The sequence below is a fragment of the Streptomyces sp. NPDC022552 genome (assembly GCF_055561875.1).
In genome coordinates this window covers 935,033-951,382 of record NZ_JBVHGJ010000001.1, presented here as the reverse complement: position 1 = coordinate 951,382, position 16,350 = coordinate 935,033, and the positions used below count along the sequence as shown (strand labels likewise).

The window sequence follows — 16,350 nt, the reverse complement described above, 5'->3', positions numbered from 1 at the left end:
GCGCTCGGGTAGACCAACCGCTGTTCCGAGCCAAAAGCGGGGCCGTTCACGGGCGGATTGTTGGCCGGGCTCCGCCCTGCCCTGCCGTCCCCGGGCGCCTAGCATTCGACCACCCCCGCCCACACCGGCAGGGAGCCTCAGCAATCACGCATGACATGTACATGATAGTTCAACCGTTGCCGGTTGGACCACCCCTGTGGCGCAGCGAAGCACTGGATGGGAGAAATCATGAGAGTCCCCCTGCTCGTGGGCGGAGCGGTCGCCGCCCTGTTCGCCTCGGCCCTGCCGACACAGGCGACGCCGTCGTCGATCGTCGACCCGCCCCCGGACCGGATCGTCATCGACATCGCCACGGTGAACGGCTCCGGCTGCCCCCTGGGCACCGCGGCCATCGCCGTGTCCGAGGACAACACCGCCTTCACCGTCACCTACAGCGAGTACCTGGCCCAGGTGGGCGGCGGCTCCGCCCCTACGGCGGCCCGCAGGAACTGCCAGCTCAACCTCCTGGTGCATGTGCCCCAGGGGTTCACCTACGCGATCGCCAGCGCCGACTACCGAGGCTACGCGTCGCTCCAGCCCGGCGCGAGCAGTACCGAGAAGGCCTCGTACTACTTCCAGGGTTCACCGAACACCGCGTCCCGGACCCACACCTTCCGGGGTCCGTACGAGGACAACTGGCAGGCCACGGACAACACCGACTGGGCGCAGCTCGTATGGGCACCCTGCGGCGTGCAGCGGAACTTCAACATCAACACCGAACTCCGGGTGAACGCCGGCACGTCGAACCCGGCCAAGACCAGCTACATGACCATGGACTCGACCGACGGTGACATCAGCACCGTCTACCACCTCGCGTGGAAGGAGTGCCCCACGAACTGACAGGGCGTCACCCCGGCCGGGCCCCCCGTCCCGGCCGGGGACACCTCACCCGGGGGACCGCTCACGGCTCTTGACGGACACTTAACTTACTTCTTAAATCATGGAGGCGACAAAGGAGGGAACGACCACACACGCACATCAAGGTATGTCATGCGCATGACCTCCTACCCACCTGTCGCCCTCCGCCCCGGCAGGGCCGGATGTGCCCCTCCCCCACCCGCATCCGACGGAAGCGAGAGCCATGCACTCCTCCCGACCACCTCGCCGCCCCCTGCGGAAGGTCCTGTCCGCTCTGGCAGGCGCCGCCCTGTTGCTGGGCATCGCCGGCACCGCCCCCACGCCCGCCGCCGACGACGCCACGCGCGCGGTGCCCGCCGCCGGAGCCGCCGCGGTCACCTTCGCCGAGGAGTTCGACGGGCCCGCGGGCTCCGCCGTGAACGGCGGCCGCTGGCAGCTCGAAACCGGTGACAACGTCAACAACCACGAGCGGCAGTACTACACGGCCGGCACCGCCAACGCCGCGCTGGACGGCCAGGGCCATCTCGTGATCACGGCGCGCCGCGAGAACCCCGGCAACTACACCTGCTGGTACGGCCGGTGCGAGTACACCTCGGCGCGTCTGAACACGGCCGGCCGCTTCACCGCCCAGTACGGCCGGGTCGAGGCGCGGATGAAGGTGCCCCGCGGCCAGGGCATGTGGCCGGCGTTCTGGATGCTCGGAAACGACCTCGGCCAGGTCGGCTGGCCGAACTCGGGCGAGATCGACGTCATGGAGAACGTGGGCTTCGAGCCCTCCACCGTCCATGGCACCCTCCACGGTCCGGGCTACTCCGGGGCGGGCGGCATCGGCGCCGGCTACACGCTGCCCGGCGGACAGGCGTTCGCCGACGCGTTCCACACCTTCGCCGTGGACTGGGCCCCGGACCGGATCACCTGGTCGGTGGACGGAACCGTGTACCAGACCCGTACGCCCGCCGATCTGGGCGGCCGGGCCTGGGTCTTCAACAAGCCCTTCTTCCTCATCCTGAACCTCGCGGTCGGCGGCTACTGGCCCGGCGACCCGGACGGCTCCACCGTCTTCCCGCAGCAGCTCGTCGTGGACCACGTCCGGGTCACGACCGACGACGGCCCGGCCACCGGCCGACGGATCACCGGACTCGGCGGCAAGTGCGTGGACGTCGCCGGCGCGAACGCGGCCAACGGCACTCCGGTACAGCTCTACGACTGCAACGGCACCGCGGCGCAGCAGTGGACGGTCGGCACGGACGGCACGATCCGGGCACTGGGCAAGTGCCTCGACGCGGCCTCGGGCGGCACGGCGGACGGCACCCTCGTCCAGCTGTGGGACTGCAACGGCACGGCGGCCCAGCGCTGGGTCGCCAACGCGGCCCGGGACATCGTCAACCCCCAGGCGAACAAGTGCCTGGACGCCACCGGCAACAACTCCGCCAACGGCACGCGCCTCCAACTGTGGACCTGCTCCGGAGCGGCGAACCAGAAGTGGACGGTCGGCTGAGTCCGGTACAGCCGACAGGAGAGTGCCCCCTCGCGAGCGGGGGCACTCTGCGGTTGTCACCATGAGCCCGGTTGCCCGCGTGTCACTCCGGATCGTTCCGGATGCCCTGCCCGGCCCTCCCCCCTCTACCGTGTCGACGGCGCCCGCCAGAGCGACCAGTCCGTGGCCCGGGGGAGCAACGATGTCGTCGACCACCACCACCGAACGCCGCACCGCCACCGTGCTCAGGCATCAGGAGCGCACGGTGCTCTCCGCGGTCGGCTGCGGCCTGCGGGACCACGAGATCGCCGCCGCCCTCGCCATCCCCGAGGACGCCGTGGCCGCACACCTCGCGCGGATACTGGCGAAGCTCGGTCTGCGCGACCGGGCCGCGGCCATCGTCCACGCCTTCGACTGCGGCCTGGTCGTCCCCGGACGTGGTCCCCGCACGCAGCCGGTGAGCTCCGCCCTGCGGTCCGCCGCTCGGGCGGCCGGACCGACGGTACGGATTTCCGTGCTCGGCCCCGTGCGGGCATGGCACGACGGGCGGCCCCTGGATCTCGGGCATCCGCGCCAGCAGGCGGTGCTGGCGACGCTGGCGCTCTGCGCGGGACGGCCCCTCACCCGGCAGGAACTGCTCGACGACGTATGGGGGATGGAGCCGCCGGCCGCCAACGTGGTGCCGGTGTACGTCTACCGATTACGCAAGATCCTGCGCATCGGGGACAGCCCGGACTCGGTCATCGAGCACGCCCGGCACGGCTACCGGCTGGTCCCCGGGGCGGTCGACGTGGACGCGGCGCGTATGGAGGAACTGGTCGCGGCCATCGGAACGGCCGATCGCGCGGGTGAGCCGGCCGAGGCCGTCCGCCTGTGTGCCCAGGCGCTGGAGCTGTTTCGTGGGGAGCCGCTGGCCGGTCTGCCCGGGCCGCTCGCGGAGCTGGAGCGCATGCGGCTCACCGAGCGCAGGATCGCCCTTCTGCAGCGGAAGCTGGAGTGGCAGCTGCGGCTGGGCCAGGACGCGGAGGCCATCGACGAGCTGTTCGCCCTGTCCGTGGCCAACCCTCTGAACGAACCGGTGGCCGCGATGCTTATGCGGGCGCTGTACCGCAACGGCCGCCAGGCCGACGCGCTGACCGTGTTCGACCGCGCCCGCCGCAGCCTGGCCGACGATCTGGGCGTATCCCCCAGTCGGATGCTGCGGCGGACGCACACGATGATTCTGCGCGGTGACGAAGCCGGCCTCGGCCTCACTCCCCTGGCCGGCCGCACCGCCTGCCCGTGATCACCAGGAGGCGGGGTACCAGGCGCCGTTGTACCACTGCTCGTTGGCGCTGTCGTTGTGGTGGTCCATGTTGAAGTCGTTGGGGTAGTTCCTGACGTGGTTCCCCGGGTAGGTCCAGATACCGGCGGACTCGTCGCAGACGTAGTCCCAGTGACAGATCGTCTTGACCGGGATGTCGCCGAAGAACCGGTCGGCGCCGGCGAGCGGAGCGCCGACGATTCCGCCGAAGGGCACGGATCCGCCGTTCGCGCCGGGATTGCCCTGACGCTTCGGGTCCGCGATGAGAATGGCGTTGACGTTGTCGAACGTCTGCCAGTTCTCGGTGACCCAGATGTGCACCACCGCCGCGCCCAGGGAATACCCGCCCATCTTGACGTGCTGGCCCGGGCACGCGGCACGTTGGTCGCGGACCAGCCGGTTCAGTTCATTGACGCCGGCCCGGGCGCTCGCGCCATTGGGAATCTGCGTGGGGTATCCGACGTGCTGCTGAATGTTCCCGGTGAAACCGTCGTTGTTCCACGAACTTCCCGTACCGCCGACGACGATCGTGTACGTGCCCTCGCACGGAGCCGTCGCCGCTGCCTGCGCCGTCGAGCCCTGGGCCACCGAAAGCCCGGCTGTCATCAGAAGTCCGGCCAGCGCGGCCGTGATCCTCTTCGCTCGCATTTCGATCCTCCATGTGGTCGGCCTACGGGTGACGACATTGACAGAGGCCGATGACATCCCGATGAAACGCGTACGGGACCGATTCCATCGGCATTTCATCGACGCCTTCTACTGTCGGCCGCCGAATACCGGAGTTCACGGCAGAAAGGCACACGATGGCAAGAACTGGCTTATACCGGGTGTTCACCGGACTGGCCTTGGTAGCCGCTGTCTGGGCGTTGGTCGTCGGGATGACCGCCTCGGTCGCCCTCGCCCAACCCGACCCCGGTCCGCGCCCGGGTGACGACCGGTACGGCGTCTCCCACTACTTCAGCGGTCCCGAGGGGCTGGCGATTCCGACCGAGCCGTGTGATCCGGCCGGTCCGTCGGCCACCGACGGCCTCATGGCCGCACAGCTCAATCCTCAGCTGCAGGCACGGATGGCCGGCTATCTGACGGCCTACAAGATGTCCTGCGCGCGGATGGTCACCCAGGCGGTGAAGGACCGGGGGCTCAACCCACGAGCCGCGGCGATCGCCCTTGCCACGATCATCGTGGAGACCAACATGAACAACTACTCCCAGGCCGTCGACCACACCAGCATCGGCCTGTTCCAGCAGCAGGACTGGTGGGGCAGCAGGGAACAGCGCCTGAACCCGGCCTACGCCACGAACGCCTTCCTCGACGCGATGGAGGAGCAGTTCCAGGGCGGCTCGTGGAACAACGTCGCGATCGGCGAGGTGTGCTGGAAGGTTCAGCGGCCGCGGGAGGACCTGCGCCACCTGTACGGGCTCGAGGCGGGTGACGCCGTGCTGATCGCCAACGCGCTGTGGTCCGGGATGACCGCAGGCCCCAAGCACCCGTACGCCGCCGGTCGGGTGGTGTCCGGGCGGTCCGCGGACGGGCGGCTCGAGGCCTTCGCCGCTGGTGCCGACGGCGTGTACCACTCGTGGCAGACCGAGGTGAACGGCGGTTGGTCGCGGTGGCGGTTCGCGGGTGGTCCGCGCAACGCGCAGCTGGCGGTGGCGTCCAACGCGGACGGCCGGCTGGAGCTGTTCGCGCTGTCGGACAGCACGTTCGACCACATGTGGCAGACGGCGCCCAGTGCGGGCTGGTCCGCGTGGGAGAACTTCGGCACCGGGGGGTACCGGCTGGCGGCGGGCAACAACGCCGACGGCCGTATCGAGGTGTTCGCGTCCAATGCCAGCGGTGTGTTCCACCGCTGGCAGACCGCGCCGAGCGGCGGTTGGGCCCCCTGGGCCGGCTCGGGTGGCGGCCCGGCCAACGCGCGACTCGCCGTCGAGACCGCGCCCGACGGGCGACTGGAGGTGTTCGCGTTGTCGGACTCCACGTTCGGGCACCTCTACCAGACCGGCGTCAACGGGGGTTGGTCCTCGTGGGAGCGCTTCGGCGAAGGAGGGCACGCCGTCGCCGCCAACTACAACCAGGACGGCAGGCTCGAGGTGTTCGCCTCCAACGCGGAGGGGGTGTTCCACCGCTGGCAGACCGGCCCGACGTCGTGGTCGGAGTGGACGGGCACCGGCGGTACACCCGACGCCGAGCTGGTCACCTCACGGTCGGTCGACGGCCGGGTCGAGGTGTTCGCGATCAACGCCACCACCGCGAGCCATGCCTGGCAGACCGGCCCGAACGCGGCGTTCTCGCAGTGGGAGACGTTCGGTACCGGTGGCAGCGCGATCGGGGCGAGCAACAACGCCGACGGTCGTATCGAGGTGTTCGGTACCAGTCACGCGGGCGTCTACCACCGGTGGCAGACCGGGTTCGCCAGCTGGTCGGAATGGGGCTGGCTCAACGATTCCGGCCCCGCGGTCGTCTGACACGTACCCGCGTTCCCGCCGTCGTCCCGCGGGCCGCACCAGCGGCCGGGACGACGGCGGGCTTCGCGTCAGGAGGCGAAGTGTCGTTCCAGCCGGGGAATCAGATCCCGGAGGTCCTCTTCCCAGCAGCCGGCGTTGTGGCCGCCGTTGCACCGGGTGCCCCAGCCGGAGCCGTCGCCGTAGTTCACGAAGTGGTACGACATGCCCAGGGCGTCCATGGCGTTCTTGACGTGTTCGGCCGCGCCCTCGAGCCAGAACTCCAGGTCGCCGGGAGAGCCGCCCCCGTTGCCCACGTAGATCGAGACCCCGACTCCGCCGCCCTTGAGCCTGTCCATGTGCTGCGACGGGTCGACCTCGTTCCACCGCCGGTCGGCGTTGAACACCGGGTAGGGCGAGCCGAACGCGGCGTCGCTGTCCACCGAGGGCTCGTAGGCGACGAGGGAGGCGACGACGGCCAGTCGCAGGTCCATGGACCGGACCGACAGGTCGATGTCGCCGGACAGGGATGCGGTCTGGCTGAACAGGTCGGGACGGACCTGGGCGTAGTGGAGGGCTCCGAACCCGCCCATGGAGATGCCGGCGACGGCCCTCGCCTTCTTGGTGGCGAGGGTCCGCAGGTTCGCGTCGATGAACGGGATCACCTGCTTGAGGTGGAAGTTCTCCCAGTTCTGAGCACCCGCCTTGGTCTTCTGGTTCAGCCAGTTGGCGTACCAGCCCCGAGCGCCGCCGTCCGGGATGACGGTGATCATCCGGTCCGACATGCTCAGCGCCGGATAGGTCTGCTGGACGGGGTCGTCGGGTGACCCGTGCAGGAAGTACATCACCGGGTACCGCCGGCTCGGGTCGTCGTGGTAGCCGCTCGGCAGAATGATTTTGATGTGCTGCTCACCGGCGACCTCGGGCGTGGTCACGGTGATGTAGAAGTTGGTGGCGTTGCCTGTCGCCGTGCCGACCTGGGTCAGCCCGAACCCGTTCGCCATCGGTGGCGGCACGGAGTCGTCCGCGGCCTGCGCCGAACCTGCCGGCAGGGCCGTGACCATGGCCAAGGCGGCGAGGATCCAGGCCACCACCATGCACCGGCCATTCGATTTCCTTCTCACAGGGCTCCCTCTCGTGATCGTTGTCGTTGCGTCGATGTCAGTCGAGGACCTTGACCACCAAGGCCGGCGAGGCCGCGATCTGGTCCTCGGTGAAGCGCTCGGTCACCCACTGGCCGGCCGCGAAGAGCTTGGTCTGATCGGCGTGGTGCGGCGAGTTCGGGTCGGCCGACTGGGAGTAGGTCAGGACGGAGCGCGCCTGCGGCGGGCCGTCGGCTGTGAACCGGACCTGCTGGATGAAACTCGACCCGAAGACGATGTCCGGCTTTCCGTCGACCTGGCCGGCAGTGATCACGTTCAGCACGCCGAGTTCGCCGATCGCGCCGTGGATCGGGATCTGCTCACCACCGCGGGTCACCTTCTGGTGGTCCGACAGCGGCGCGTTCAGCGGAATGCCTGCCTTGCGCAGCGCGAGAACGGCCCGGGCCAACGCGTCACGGACGGCGGAGCTCCCCGGGTCCAGTGAATTGGGCGTGTGCACCGGGTCCTTGGGGTCGAAGGGGACCCGCCAGGGGAGCTTCTCGATCCCCTGTCCGCCGAGCAGGGAGAACCAGTAGTTCGCGAAGAGCAGGGATCCCCGGCTCTCCGCCGTGTAGTCGTGGTCCTTCCAGGCGGCGAGGATCGGGCATGCCTCGCTCACGTTGACCAGGTTGCCGTCCACCAGGACGAGCCCGAAGGGGACGCTTCTGCACATCGCCACGGTGGTGTTGAGCGCCAGGTCGGCCGCCCTGCTGTTGTCGGCGAAGAGCAGCGTCCCCATGGTCTCGGGTGTGAAGCCCCTGCCCGGCAGGCCGTCGGTTCCGTCGATCCGCTTCTGCGCGGTGAGGATGAGTTCCTGGGTACGCAGGGAGCGGGGCGCCCCCATGTCCCCCATCACCCGGGGGAAGGCCAGCGGCTGCTCGGGGTTGGCCAGCCAGGCGCTGTCGTTGGCGTTGCCCACGAAGTCGTCGCGGATCAGGCGTGGCTGCTTGTGCGGGTCCAGGAGTCCCGGTGCGGCCGCGTTCGGGTCGTCGGGCCAGTCGCACGCGCTGCGCTTGCCGTCGAGGATGGAGATCGGCGGCACGTTCGGCAGCCGTAGGGGCTGGTTGAACAGCAGTTGGCCGGTCATGGTGAGGCACGACTGCGCGTGCGCGTCGGTGATGTTCGGGGCGGCCTGGATGTCCGCGTACAGCGCCTTGCCCTTGCGGTCGGAGGCGACGGTGTTGAAGAAGGGGACGCCCTGCGTGGTCTCCAGGATGTTCACCACGTCGTCGACGTCCTTGGCCTGGTCGAGGCCGAACCAGGTGTTCAACGCCCGCAGGTTGTGCATGTTCACGTCGCGTACCGCGTGCGCGCTGACCGCCCAGGGCAACGGGACGCCCTGCATCGACGTGGTGATCGGGCCGTACCGGGTGGACCACAGCGTCCTGGTGACCTTGTCGATGGAGCCGTCCGCGTTCAGCACGTCGACACCGACCTGCTGCGAGGTCATCTGCTCCCAGGCGCCGTCGACCAGGTACTTCGTGGGGTTGAGCGGGTCCACCTGGACGTCGAACAGCCCGAAGGGAGCCACCGTGGCGACGGTGTGACTCCAGGCGACATCGTCGTTGTACCCGATGTTCACTGCGGGGAGCCCCAGCAGGCTCGCCCCGGAGACGTTGAGCTTCCCGGGGATCGTCAGCTGGCTCTGCCACATCCGGTTCTTGCCCTGCCACGGAAAGTGCGGGTTGGCCAGGAGCATGCTGGTGCCGCCGGAGACGCCCTGCGAACCGACCGCCAACGCGTTGCTGCCCATGCTCTGCCGACGGCTCACCGCCATCGCGTCACGGATCCTCGCCGCGGTCTCCCTGGGCGTGGACGCCGGCCGCGCGGCACCCGGCGCCCCCGGGGGCGTGGCGTTCACCTGGCCGTCCAGCAGCGCGTCGGCGCTGCCCATGATGATCTCGGCATGCGCATGCCGGTAGACGTCCAGTTCCGTGATCGGCCGCACCCAGGCCGCACCGCGGCAGGCCGGGTCGGAGAGGTTGTTCACGCCCGTCTCGGACAGGTACCTGTTGTATCCCCGGACGTAGCCGCGGATGGCCTCTTCGACCTCCGGTGCGGGCCCGTCGGGGGCGGGCTGTTCGAGCAGCCGCTCCACCACCAGGTTGTCCTTGATCCGCTGGAAGTACAGGTCGCTGTTGAGGTTGGTGGTGCTGTTCTGGTTCTGCCCGGGGCTCGCCTTGCCTGCGGGCCCCAGATGGCGGGAGCGCTGGGCGTTGACCATCAGATAGGTGTCGGCCAGGGTGCAGATGTTGTCCTTGGCCGCCGCGTATCCGTAGCCCGTTCCCAGCCCCTCCCAGTCCGAGGCGACGATGTGCGGGATCCCGTACTCGGTGTAGCGGATCGTCGGCCTGTCGGGCCCCGGTCCGGCAACCGCTGACCCCGTCGTCACCGGCCCTTCGGCCGCCGATCCGCCGGCAGTCGACCTCGTCGCCGCCGATCCGGTGGCCGTGGACCCCGTGGCGGCCATCGTGCTCATCACCGCCACCGCGGTCGCGACCGCCACCGGCAGCCTCGCTCTGCATCTCCTCCGCGCCATCGAGCCGTCCTTCCCCTGGGTACCGGTTCTCGTCCGAACTCGGTCACGCTAAGGAGGGGCGATGAAATCCCGATGATGCGGCGGACGGCTGCCGCGGCCCGCCGGCCGGACCGCTGCCCCCTAGCCGACGCGCTCCCGCCTGTCACTCCGTACTCTTCCGGGGTCTCCCGGCCCTAGGGCGTTGCTACGTTCCCTACCGCCCGTTCGCACGACCGGGTCGACGGACCGCGCCCACGGAGGAGCTTCCTGTGCTTCCTGGACTTTCCCGCCGCGCACTGGCCTGTGTGCTCGCGGCGACAGCCGCCCTGCTGCTGCCGGCCCTGGCGCCGGCGCCTCCGGCCGCGGCCCGGCCCGCCGCTCTCACCGGGGCCTGTCCGGCCGCCGGCTTCGTGTCCCAGCACTTCCACGACGGTCACAACGGCGTCGACATCGCCAACGGTGTCGGGACGCCGATCTACGCCGTGGGCGACGGCGAGGTGACCATCTCGGGGTACGAGCCCGGCTACGGCCAGTGGATCCGCGTGCAGCACCCCGACGGGAGGATCTCGGAGTACGGGCACATGTCCCGGCGGGACGTCTTCGCCGGCGACCGTGTCGTGGCCGGCCAGCAGATCGCCCTGATGGGCTCCGAGGGGCAGTCCACCGGCCCCCACCTCCATCTGCGGATCTGGGGGGACCGGTCCACCTCCTACGGCGTCGACCCCGAGGTCCACCTCGCGGAACGCGGCGTCGTGCTGCCCTGCACCCCGGGCAGCGGCCCGCGGCCCACGCCGCCCGTCCACCCGGCGGAGTCGGGCCGGGTCGTGTCGGCCCGGTCGGCGGACGGACGCCTCGAGGTGTTCGCGGCCGGAGCCGACGGCATCCATCACGCCTGGCAGCAGGAGGTCAACGGCAACTGGTCGGCCTGGGAACCCCTCGGCGGACCCGCAGACGCGGAACTCGCGATCGCGCCCAACGCCGACGGCCGTCTGGAGCTGTTCGCCCTCAACGGGAACACCTTCCAGCACCGTTGGCAGCAGAGCCCGTCCGGCGGCTGGTCGAACTGGCAGACCTTCGGCGAGGGCGGCCGGGACACCGCGGCCGGCGTCAACGCCGACGGCCGAATCGAGGTCTACGCGTCCGGCCCGGTCGGGCTCTTCCACCGGTACCAGGTCGGCCCGAACGGCGGCTGGTCGGAGTGGGAGCCCACGGGCGGCGGCCCCGCCGACAGCCGTGTGGAGATGGAGAAGTCACCCGACGGGCGACTGGAGGTCTTCGCCCTCAACGGCAGCACCTTCCAGCACCGGTACCAGACCGCGCCCAACGGCGGCTGGTCCCCGTGGGACGCCTTCGGCGAGGGCGGCCACGACCTGACCGTGGACCACAACGCCGACGGCCGGCTGGAAGTCTTCGCCTCCGGCCCGGTCGGCGTCTTCCACCGGTACCAGACCGGTCCCGCCGGGTGGTCCCGCTGGGAACCCACTGGCGGCCCGGCCGACGCACAGCTCACCAGCGAACGCACCCCCGACGGCCGCGTCGAAGTCTTCGCGATGAACGGCACCACCGCCATGCACACCTGGCAGACCGCCGTGAACGCCCCCTACAGCGACTGGGCCCCCTTCGGCACCGGCGGTACCGCAGTCACCGCCGCCACCAACGCCGACGGCCGGATCGAGGTCTTCGGCACCAATCCGGCCGGCACCTTCCACCGGTGGCAGACCGGCTTCTCCACCTGGTCCGGCTGGACCTGGCTCAACGACACCGCCGGCCCAGGCCTCGACTGACCCGCTCCCTCTGGAGGGACTCGTGCTTCCGATCAGCAGACGGAGCCTCTTGCACGGTGTGGCCGGGGCCGGTGTGCTCCCGTTCCTGGGCATCGGCCCGGCCGCCGCCGCGGCCTCCGAGGACACCCCGTCCCCCCAGTGGGTCGCCGCGGGACCCTTCACCTACGTCCACGACCCGTCGACCTCCACCGGCCCGCGCTATCTCAACGATCACTCATTGCTCCACGCGCGGGGCCGCTGGCACCTGTTCGGCATCGTCGGGGACAGCGCGCCGCGCGGCGAGTCCCCGGACAGCTCGGCGGAGATCTCCTTCGCCCACGCCTCGGCCTCCAGCCCGCACGGGCCGTGGACCAGCCACGCCGACGCCCTCACCGTCGACCCGTCCTATTTCGGCGAGGAACACCTGTGGGCGCCGCACGTCGTCGAGGCCGACGGCAGGTTCTGGATGTTCTACGCCGCGGGCGGCGAGCGTGGTGCCGCGATCAACCTCGCCACGTCGACCGACCTGTTCACCTGGACCCGCGAACCGTCCGGCCCGCTGTTCCGGGGGCGCGCGGCGCGTGACCCGATGGTGCTGCGGGTCGGCGGCGAGTGGGTCATGTACTACACGGAACTCTCGGACGTGGGCGGCCACCATGTCGTGGCGTACCGCCGTTCCGCCGATCTGCTGCACTGGAGCGAGCCGGGCGTCGCGTTCACCGACGCGAGCACGGACGCGACCGTCTCGGTCACCGAGTCGCCGTACGTCGTCCAGCGGGACGGCTGGTACTACCTGTTCATCGGTCCGCGCAACGGATACGAGGGAACCGAGGTCCTGGCGTCGCGCGACCCGTTCCACTTCGCACTCGCGGGGTACGCGGGCCATGTGCCCGGGCACGCCGTCGAGGTGATCGCCGACGGGGAGAGGTGGTACGTCAGCGCCGCGGGCTGGTTCCGCAACGGGCTGTACGTGGCCCCCCTGTACTGGCGGGACACGCCGGCCCCATGGCAGAGCCCCGACAACCCGGTGGCCGGCCTCGATGTGCACGGCCGCCTCACGGTGTTCGCTCTCGACGCCACCGACCGCTCCATGCTGCGGCGCGTCCAGCTCGACCCGTACACCGACACCTGGTCGGAGTGGGAGACGTTCGGCGGGCCGGCGGGTGCGGTGCCCACACTGGGCCGCGACACCGACGGCAGGCTCGAGGTGTTCTCGATCGCCCCGGGCGGTGTCCACCTCAACCACCGCGTACAGAGGCCGGACGGCGGGTGGCACGACTGGACGGGGTTCGGGGGGCCGGCCGGCGCCGCCCCTGCCGTCGCCCGCGCCGCGGACGGCCGCCTGGAAGCCTTCGCGCTGAGCCCGGGCGGCGCCTCCGTCGCGCGGCGACGGCAGACGGCACCCGGGTCTCTGGCCTGGGCCCCGTGGGAGCCGGGGTTCGGTGGGGCGGCGGGCGCGCCTCCCGTGGTCGCGGCGAATGCCGACGGCCGGCTGGAGGCGTTCGTCCTCTCGCCCGGCGGCTCGGGGATCGTCCACCGCTGGCAAGAGGCCGCCGACGGCCCCTGGACCGTGGCATGGCACCCGTTCGGCACGGCGGCCGGTGCCGCGCCCCGAGGGGCCAGGGACGGCAGCGGCCGGCTCACCGTCGCCGCGATCGGACCGTCGGGCGTGGGGACCTTCGCCCGGCGGCAGACCGTGCCGAGCGGCGGCTGGGACGAGTGGCAGCCGCTGTTCGGCTGGAGCGCCGGCGCTCCGGCGTTCGCCGCCAACGCCGACGGCCGGCTGGAGGCGTTCTCCCTGGCGCCGGGCGGCGCCCGGCTCAGCCACCGCTGGCAGGTGGCTCCAGGCGGGAACTGGGCTCCCGGCGGTGAGTTCGGCGAGCCCGGCATCCGGCTCGCCGCCCCACCCATGGCCGTGCTCGACCCTGCCGGGCTGCTGCACGTCTTCGCCGTCACCGTCGCGGGCGGGATACGGACCCGCGTCCAGGACCGGCCGAGCGGCGGGTGGCGGCCGTGGACGGCCTTCGGCGACCGCGCGGTCGCGCCCCTCGTGTCAGGCAGCCCCGCACTCTGAGCGGAGAGTACGGATCGCGCCACGTGAACGGGGGAATCAGCCCTTCGTACGCGCCGTGGATCTCCCTGGAATCCTCCGCGTGCGGTGACCTTCCCCACCTTGTGCGGCCCGGGGGGCGGCATTCGTACCCCGCACGGCAGTTGCCGCTCTAGCGCGCCCGGCCTCCGCGGAGGCAGCCGTCTCCCCCATGTCTCGGCGCGGCAACTGCGCCTGAACAGCTCGGCGGAGGCCCCCGGGACGCGGCGAGTGGCGTCCCCGGCGGACCGTGTCGCGGCGCGCCACGGGGAGAGCACTTCGGGAGCTTCCCCGCACCGCTGCGGCCGGCGGCCCGCCCCCGCGCTGTCGGTCGGGGCGAGGTGGCCAAAGTACGACGGTGAACTCCCGTGATGGATGAGTATCGTTCGGCTCGTCCGACACGTAGGGCCGGGGGAACGGGGGGAACGGTGAGCGGCGTAGTCGTCCATCTGCCGCGGGGGAGCGGTGGCGGCACCGACGGCGGCGAACCGCGCGGTGACGCGGTGACGTTACGGCTCGGTCCCGGCGAGGTCGCCCGCTTCGGACGGGGCTCCACCGCGGTCCCCGTCGAGCTGCGCCTGGCCGACCCGGCGATCTCGCGGCTCGCCGGGGAGATCCGGGTGACCCACGACCACTGGCAGCTGACGAACTACAGCGGCAGCCACAGCTACCTGGTGGAGAACCCGGAGGGAGCGGGGGAATACCTGAGGATCCAGCCGCGACGGGTCGGGGCGCCCATCCCGTTCGAGTTCTCCCGTGTGGTCCTGCCCACCCGCGGTGACGCCACCGTCTCCTTCCAGGTGTTCGCCCCCGACCACGTCTATCTGGACCCGGAGGCCATGAACGTCCCGTGGGGGAACAGCACGGTCACCGCGTACTCCCTGGACGAGACGGCCACGTACTTCGTCGTCCTCGTCGCGCTCTGCGAACCGCGCCTGCGCGACCAGTCCCGCGTGGCGGTGCCCACGACTCCCCAGATCGTCGAGCGGCTGAGGGAGCACGCCACCTGCGGAACGCTGACGGCGCGGGCGGTCAGCTCGCACATCGACTACCTCGCCGAGGAGAAGCTGCGCATCGGCGTCGCGGACGCCCGTGAGCCCGGCAAGGGTGACCGCCGCAACGGCAAGCGGGAGGAGATCGTCGGGCTCGCCCTGCGTTTCGGGCTCGTACGTGAGGAACACCTCGCGCTGCTGCCGCCCCTGGCGGGGGCCGGCGGGCGGGAGCGGCAGGCCGCACCGTGACCTCGCCGTACGGCCTGGGAGGCAGTACGGGAGGCGACCGAACGGACGTGCTCCCGCCGGGCCATCGGGTGGGGGGCTGGGTGGTCTCCCGGCTGATCGGATCCGGGGGCTGGTCCACGGTCTACGCGGCACGGCCGGCCGAGGGGCGCCCGGACCGCACCGGGAGGGCGGGCGCGGCCCGGCCTTCGGGCCCCACCGATGTCGCGCTCAAGATCATGCCGACCGACGGGCTCGCGCCACGGCAGGCGCGCAGGATCATGGAATCCGCCCGCCGCGAGGTCGAACTCGGCAGCCGGGTGGGGCATCCCAGGCTGATCGGCCTCCTGGAGTCGTTCGTTGTGGCGGCACCCGACCGGCCCTCCCTGGACGGCGCGATCGTGCTGGTCATGGAACGGGCCGTCGGCAGTCTGCGGGAACTGCTCGACGCGGGGGTGCCCGAGGCCGATCGCGGCCCCCTGATCGCGGGAATCTGCGAGGGGCTCTCCCATCTCCACCGCTCGGGCTGGGTCCACGCGGATCTCAAGCCGGAGAACGTCCTGCTGGGCCAGGACCGCTCCGTGAAGCTCTCGGACTTCGGCCTCGCCACCGAGCTGACGGGGACACACGGGTACGTGCCTCCCATGGGCACCCTGGACTACCTGCCGCCCGAGCGCTGGAGGGCGCCCCTCGGCGAACTCGGCGTGCGCATCAGGCCGACCGCCGACATCTGGGCCCTGGGGATCGTCATCCACGAGGTGTTCTCGTCGGGCGGCTCACCGTTCTCCGGCGCCACACCCGTCGCGCGGGGCGCAGCGGTCCAGGAGTACGGCGAGGGCCGTGCCCCGTTGCGCATGGACCACGCGGTGCCGCCGTTCTGGCGGGCGCTGGCCGCCGACTGCCTCGCCCCGACCCACGCGGCGCGCGCGCCGCACACCGCCGACAGCCTGCTGGCCCGCATCGCCGCCCATGGGGAGAGGCCCGGGGCGGGGGGCGGTCGGCAGCGGGGCCGGGCCCGCGCCGCCGTCCTCGCCACCGCGCTGTGCGCGATCGCCGGCGCGACCCTGTGCTCGGACGCGACGCGGACGGCCTCGTCCACGCCGTCCGTCCGTGCGGGCGAGACGGCCGGCACGGTCCGGGTGTTCAACGCGGAGCGGGGTTGCCGGGAGCGGGTCGACCGGGACCCCGGGTGCAGTCTGGGCCTGGCGATCGATCCCGTGAAGCCGTACACGGCGGACAACGTCGTACCGACCAGGGTGTGGCACGGCGACGTCCTCGCCGCCGACTGCCAGTTGCCCGACGGGCAGCCCATCGTCGACGAGGAGGCCCTGTGGTCCACCCGCTGGTTCCGTGTCCGTCTCCCACCCGGCTCCACTCCCCCGGCGGCCTGGCTCCCGGCCGTACGCACCAAGGAACGGCCGGCCCTGCCGGAGTGCCGACACCCCACGACGGTGCGCTGAAGACCCGCACGACCCGCGCCACCAGGCGCGGGATGATGGAGGT

11 protein-coding genes are annotated in these 16,350 nt (G+C 71.2%); 8 read left to right on the top strand and 3 right to left on the bottom strand.

From position 1 onward, the window contains the following. The first annotated feature begins 228 nt into the window (after nucleotides 1-228). The 3 genes from ACZ3OF_RS04350 to ACZ3OF_RS04340 all read left to right on the top strand — a co-directional run bounded on the left by ACZ3OF_RS04350 (nucleotide 229) and on the right by ACZ3OF_RS04340 (nucleotide 3,659). Complete coding sequence (locus tag ACZ3OF_RS04350) at nucleotides 229-879, top strand: DUF4360 domain-containing protein (RefSeq protein WP_361666313.1); 651 nt, start codon at nucleotides 229-231, stop codon at nucleotides 877-879. Nucleotides 880-1,120: 241 nt separating this feature from the next. Next, a complete protein-coding gene (locus ACZ3OF_RS04345) occupies nucleotides 1,121-2,395 on the top strand; it encodes a ricin-type beta-trefoil lectin domain protein (RefSeq protein ID WP_467302647.1) in 1,275 nt (424 codons plus the stop codon). A 181-nt stretch (nucleotides 2,396-2,576) separates the two neighbouring features. Further along, nucleotides 2,577-3,659, top strand: a complete 1,083-nt coding sequence (locus tag ACZ3OF_RS04340) for a BTAD domain-containing putative transcriptional regulator (protein ID WP_361666316.1) — start codon at nucleotides 2,577-2,579, stop codon at nucleotides 3,657-3,659. On the opposite strand, the gene ACZ3OF_RS04335 is transcribed toward ACZ3OF_RS04340, so the two are convergent. Then, nucleotides 3,660-4,325 (bottom strand): cutinase family protein, encoded by a 666-nt coding sequence (locus ACZ3OF_RS04335; RefSeq protein ID WP_361431455.1) that lies wholly within the window; start codon nucleotides 4,323-4,325, stop codon nucleotides 3,660-3,662. Nucleotides 4,326-4,480: 155 nt separating this feature from the next. Between ACZ3OF_RS04335 and ACZ3OF_RS04330 the strand changes: the two genes are divergently transcribed. Next, entirely contained in the window at nucleotides 4,481-6,142 is a 1,662-nt protein-coding gene (locus ACZ3OF_RS04330; protein WP_467302644.1) for a PLL family lectin, read from the top strand. Between the two features lie 68 nt (nucleotides 6,143-6,210). Here the strand turns inward: ACZ3OF_RS04330 and ACZ3OF_RS04325 are convergent, their stop codons facing one another. Then, entirely contained in the window at nucleotides 6,211-7,215 is a 1,005-nt protein-coding gene (locus ACZ3OF_RS04325) for an alpha/beta hydrolase (RefSeq protein WP_361666320.1), read from the bottom strand. A 64-nt stretch (nucleotides 7,216-7,279) separates the two neighbouring features. Next, entirely contained in the window at nucleotides 7,280-9,766 is a 2,487-nt protein-coding gene (locus tag ACZ3OF_RS04320) for a penicillin acylase family protein (protein WP_467302641.1), read from the bottom strand. A gap of 281 nt (nucleotides 9,767-10,047) precedes the next feature. Between ACZ3OF_RS04320 and ACZ3OF_RS04315 the strand changes: the two genes are divergently transcribed. The 4 genes from ACZ3OF_RS04315 (at nucleotide 10,048) to ACZ3OF_RS04300 (ending at nucleotide 16,307) form a co-directional block, all read left to right on the top strand. Further along, entirely contained in the window at nucleotides 10,048-11,562 is a 1,515-nt protein-coding gene (locus tag ACZ3OF_RS04315; protein WP_361666324.1) for a DUF8189 domain-containing protein, read from the top strand. A gap of 22 nt (nucleotides 11,563-11,584) precedes the next feature. Beyond that, the gene (locus tag ACZ3OF_RS04310; RefSeq protein WP_467302638.1) at nucleotides 11,585-13,615 is read left to right on the top strand and encodes a DUF8189 domain-containing protein; all 2,031 of its coding nucleotides are present in this window, start codon (nucleotides 11,585-11,587) and stop codon (nucleotides 13,613-13,615) included. A gap of 443 nt (nucleotides 13,616-14,058) precedes the next feature. Beyond that, entirely contained in the window at nucleotides 14,059-14,871 is an 813-nt protein-coding gene (locus ACZ3OF_RS04305) for a serine/threonine protein kinase (RefSeq protein WP_361666327.1), read from the top strand. Between the two features lie 14 nt (nucleotides 14,872-14,885). Beyond that, on the top strand, nucleotides 14,886-16,307 hold the full coding sequence (locus ACZ3OF_RS04300; RefSeq protein WP_467302848.1) for a serine/threonine-protein kinase: 1,422 nt from the start codon (nucleotides 14,886-14,888) through the stop codon (nucleotides 16,305-16,307). Nucleotides 16,308-16,350 lie beyond the last annotated feature (43 nt).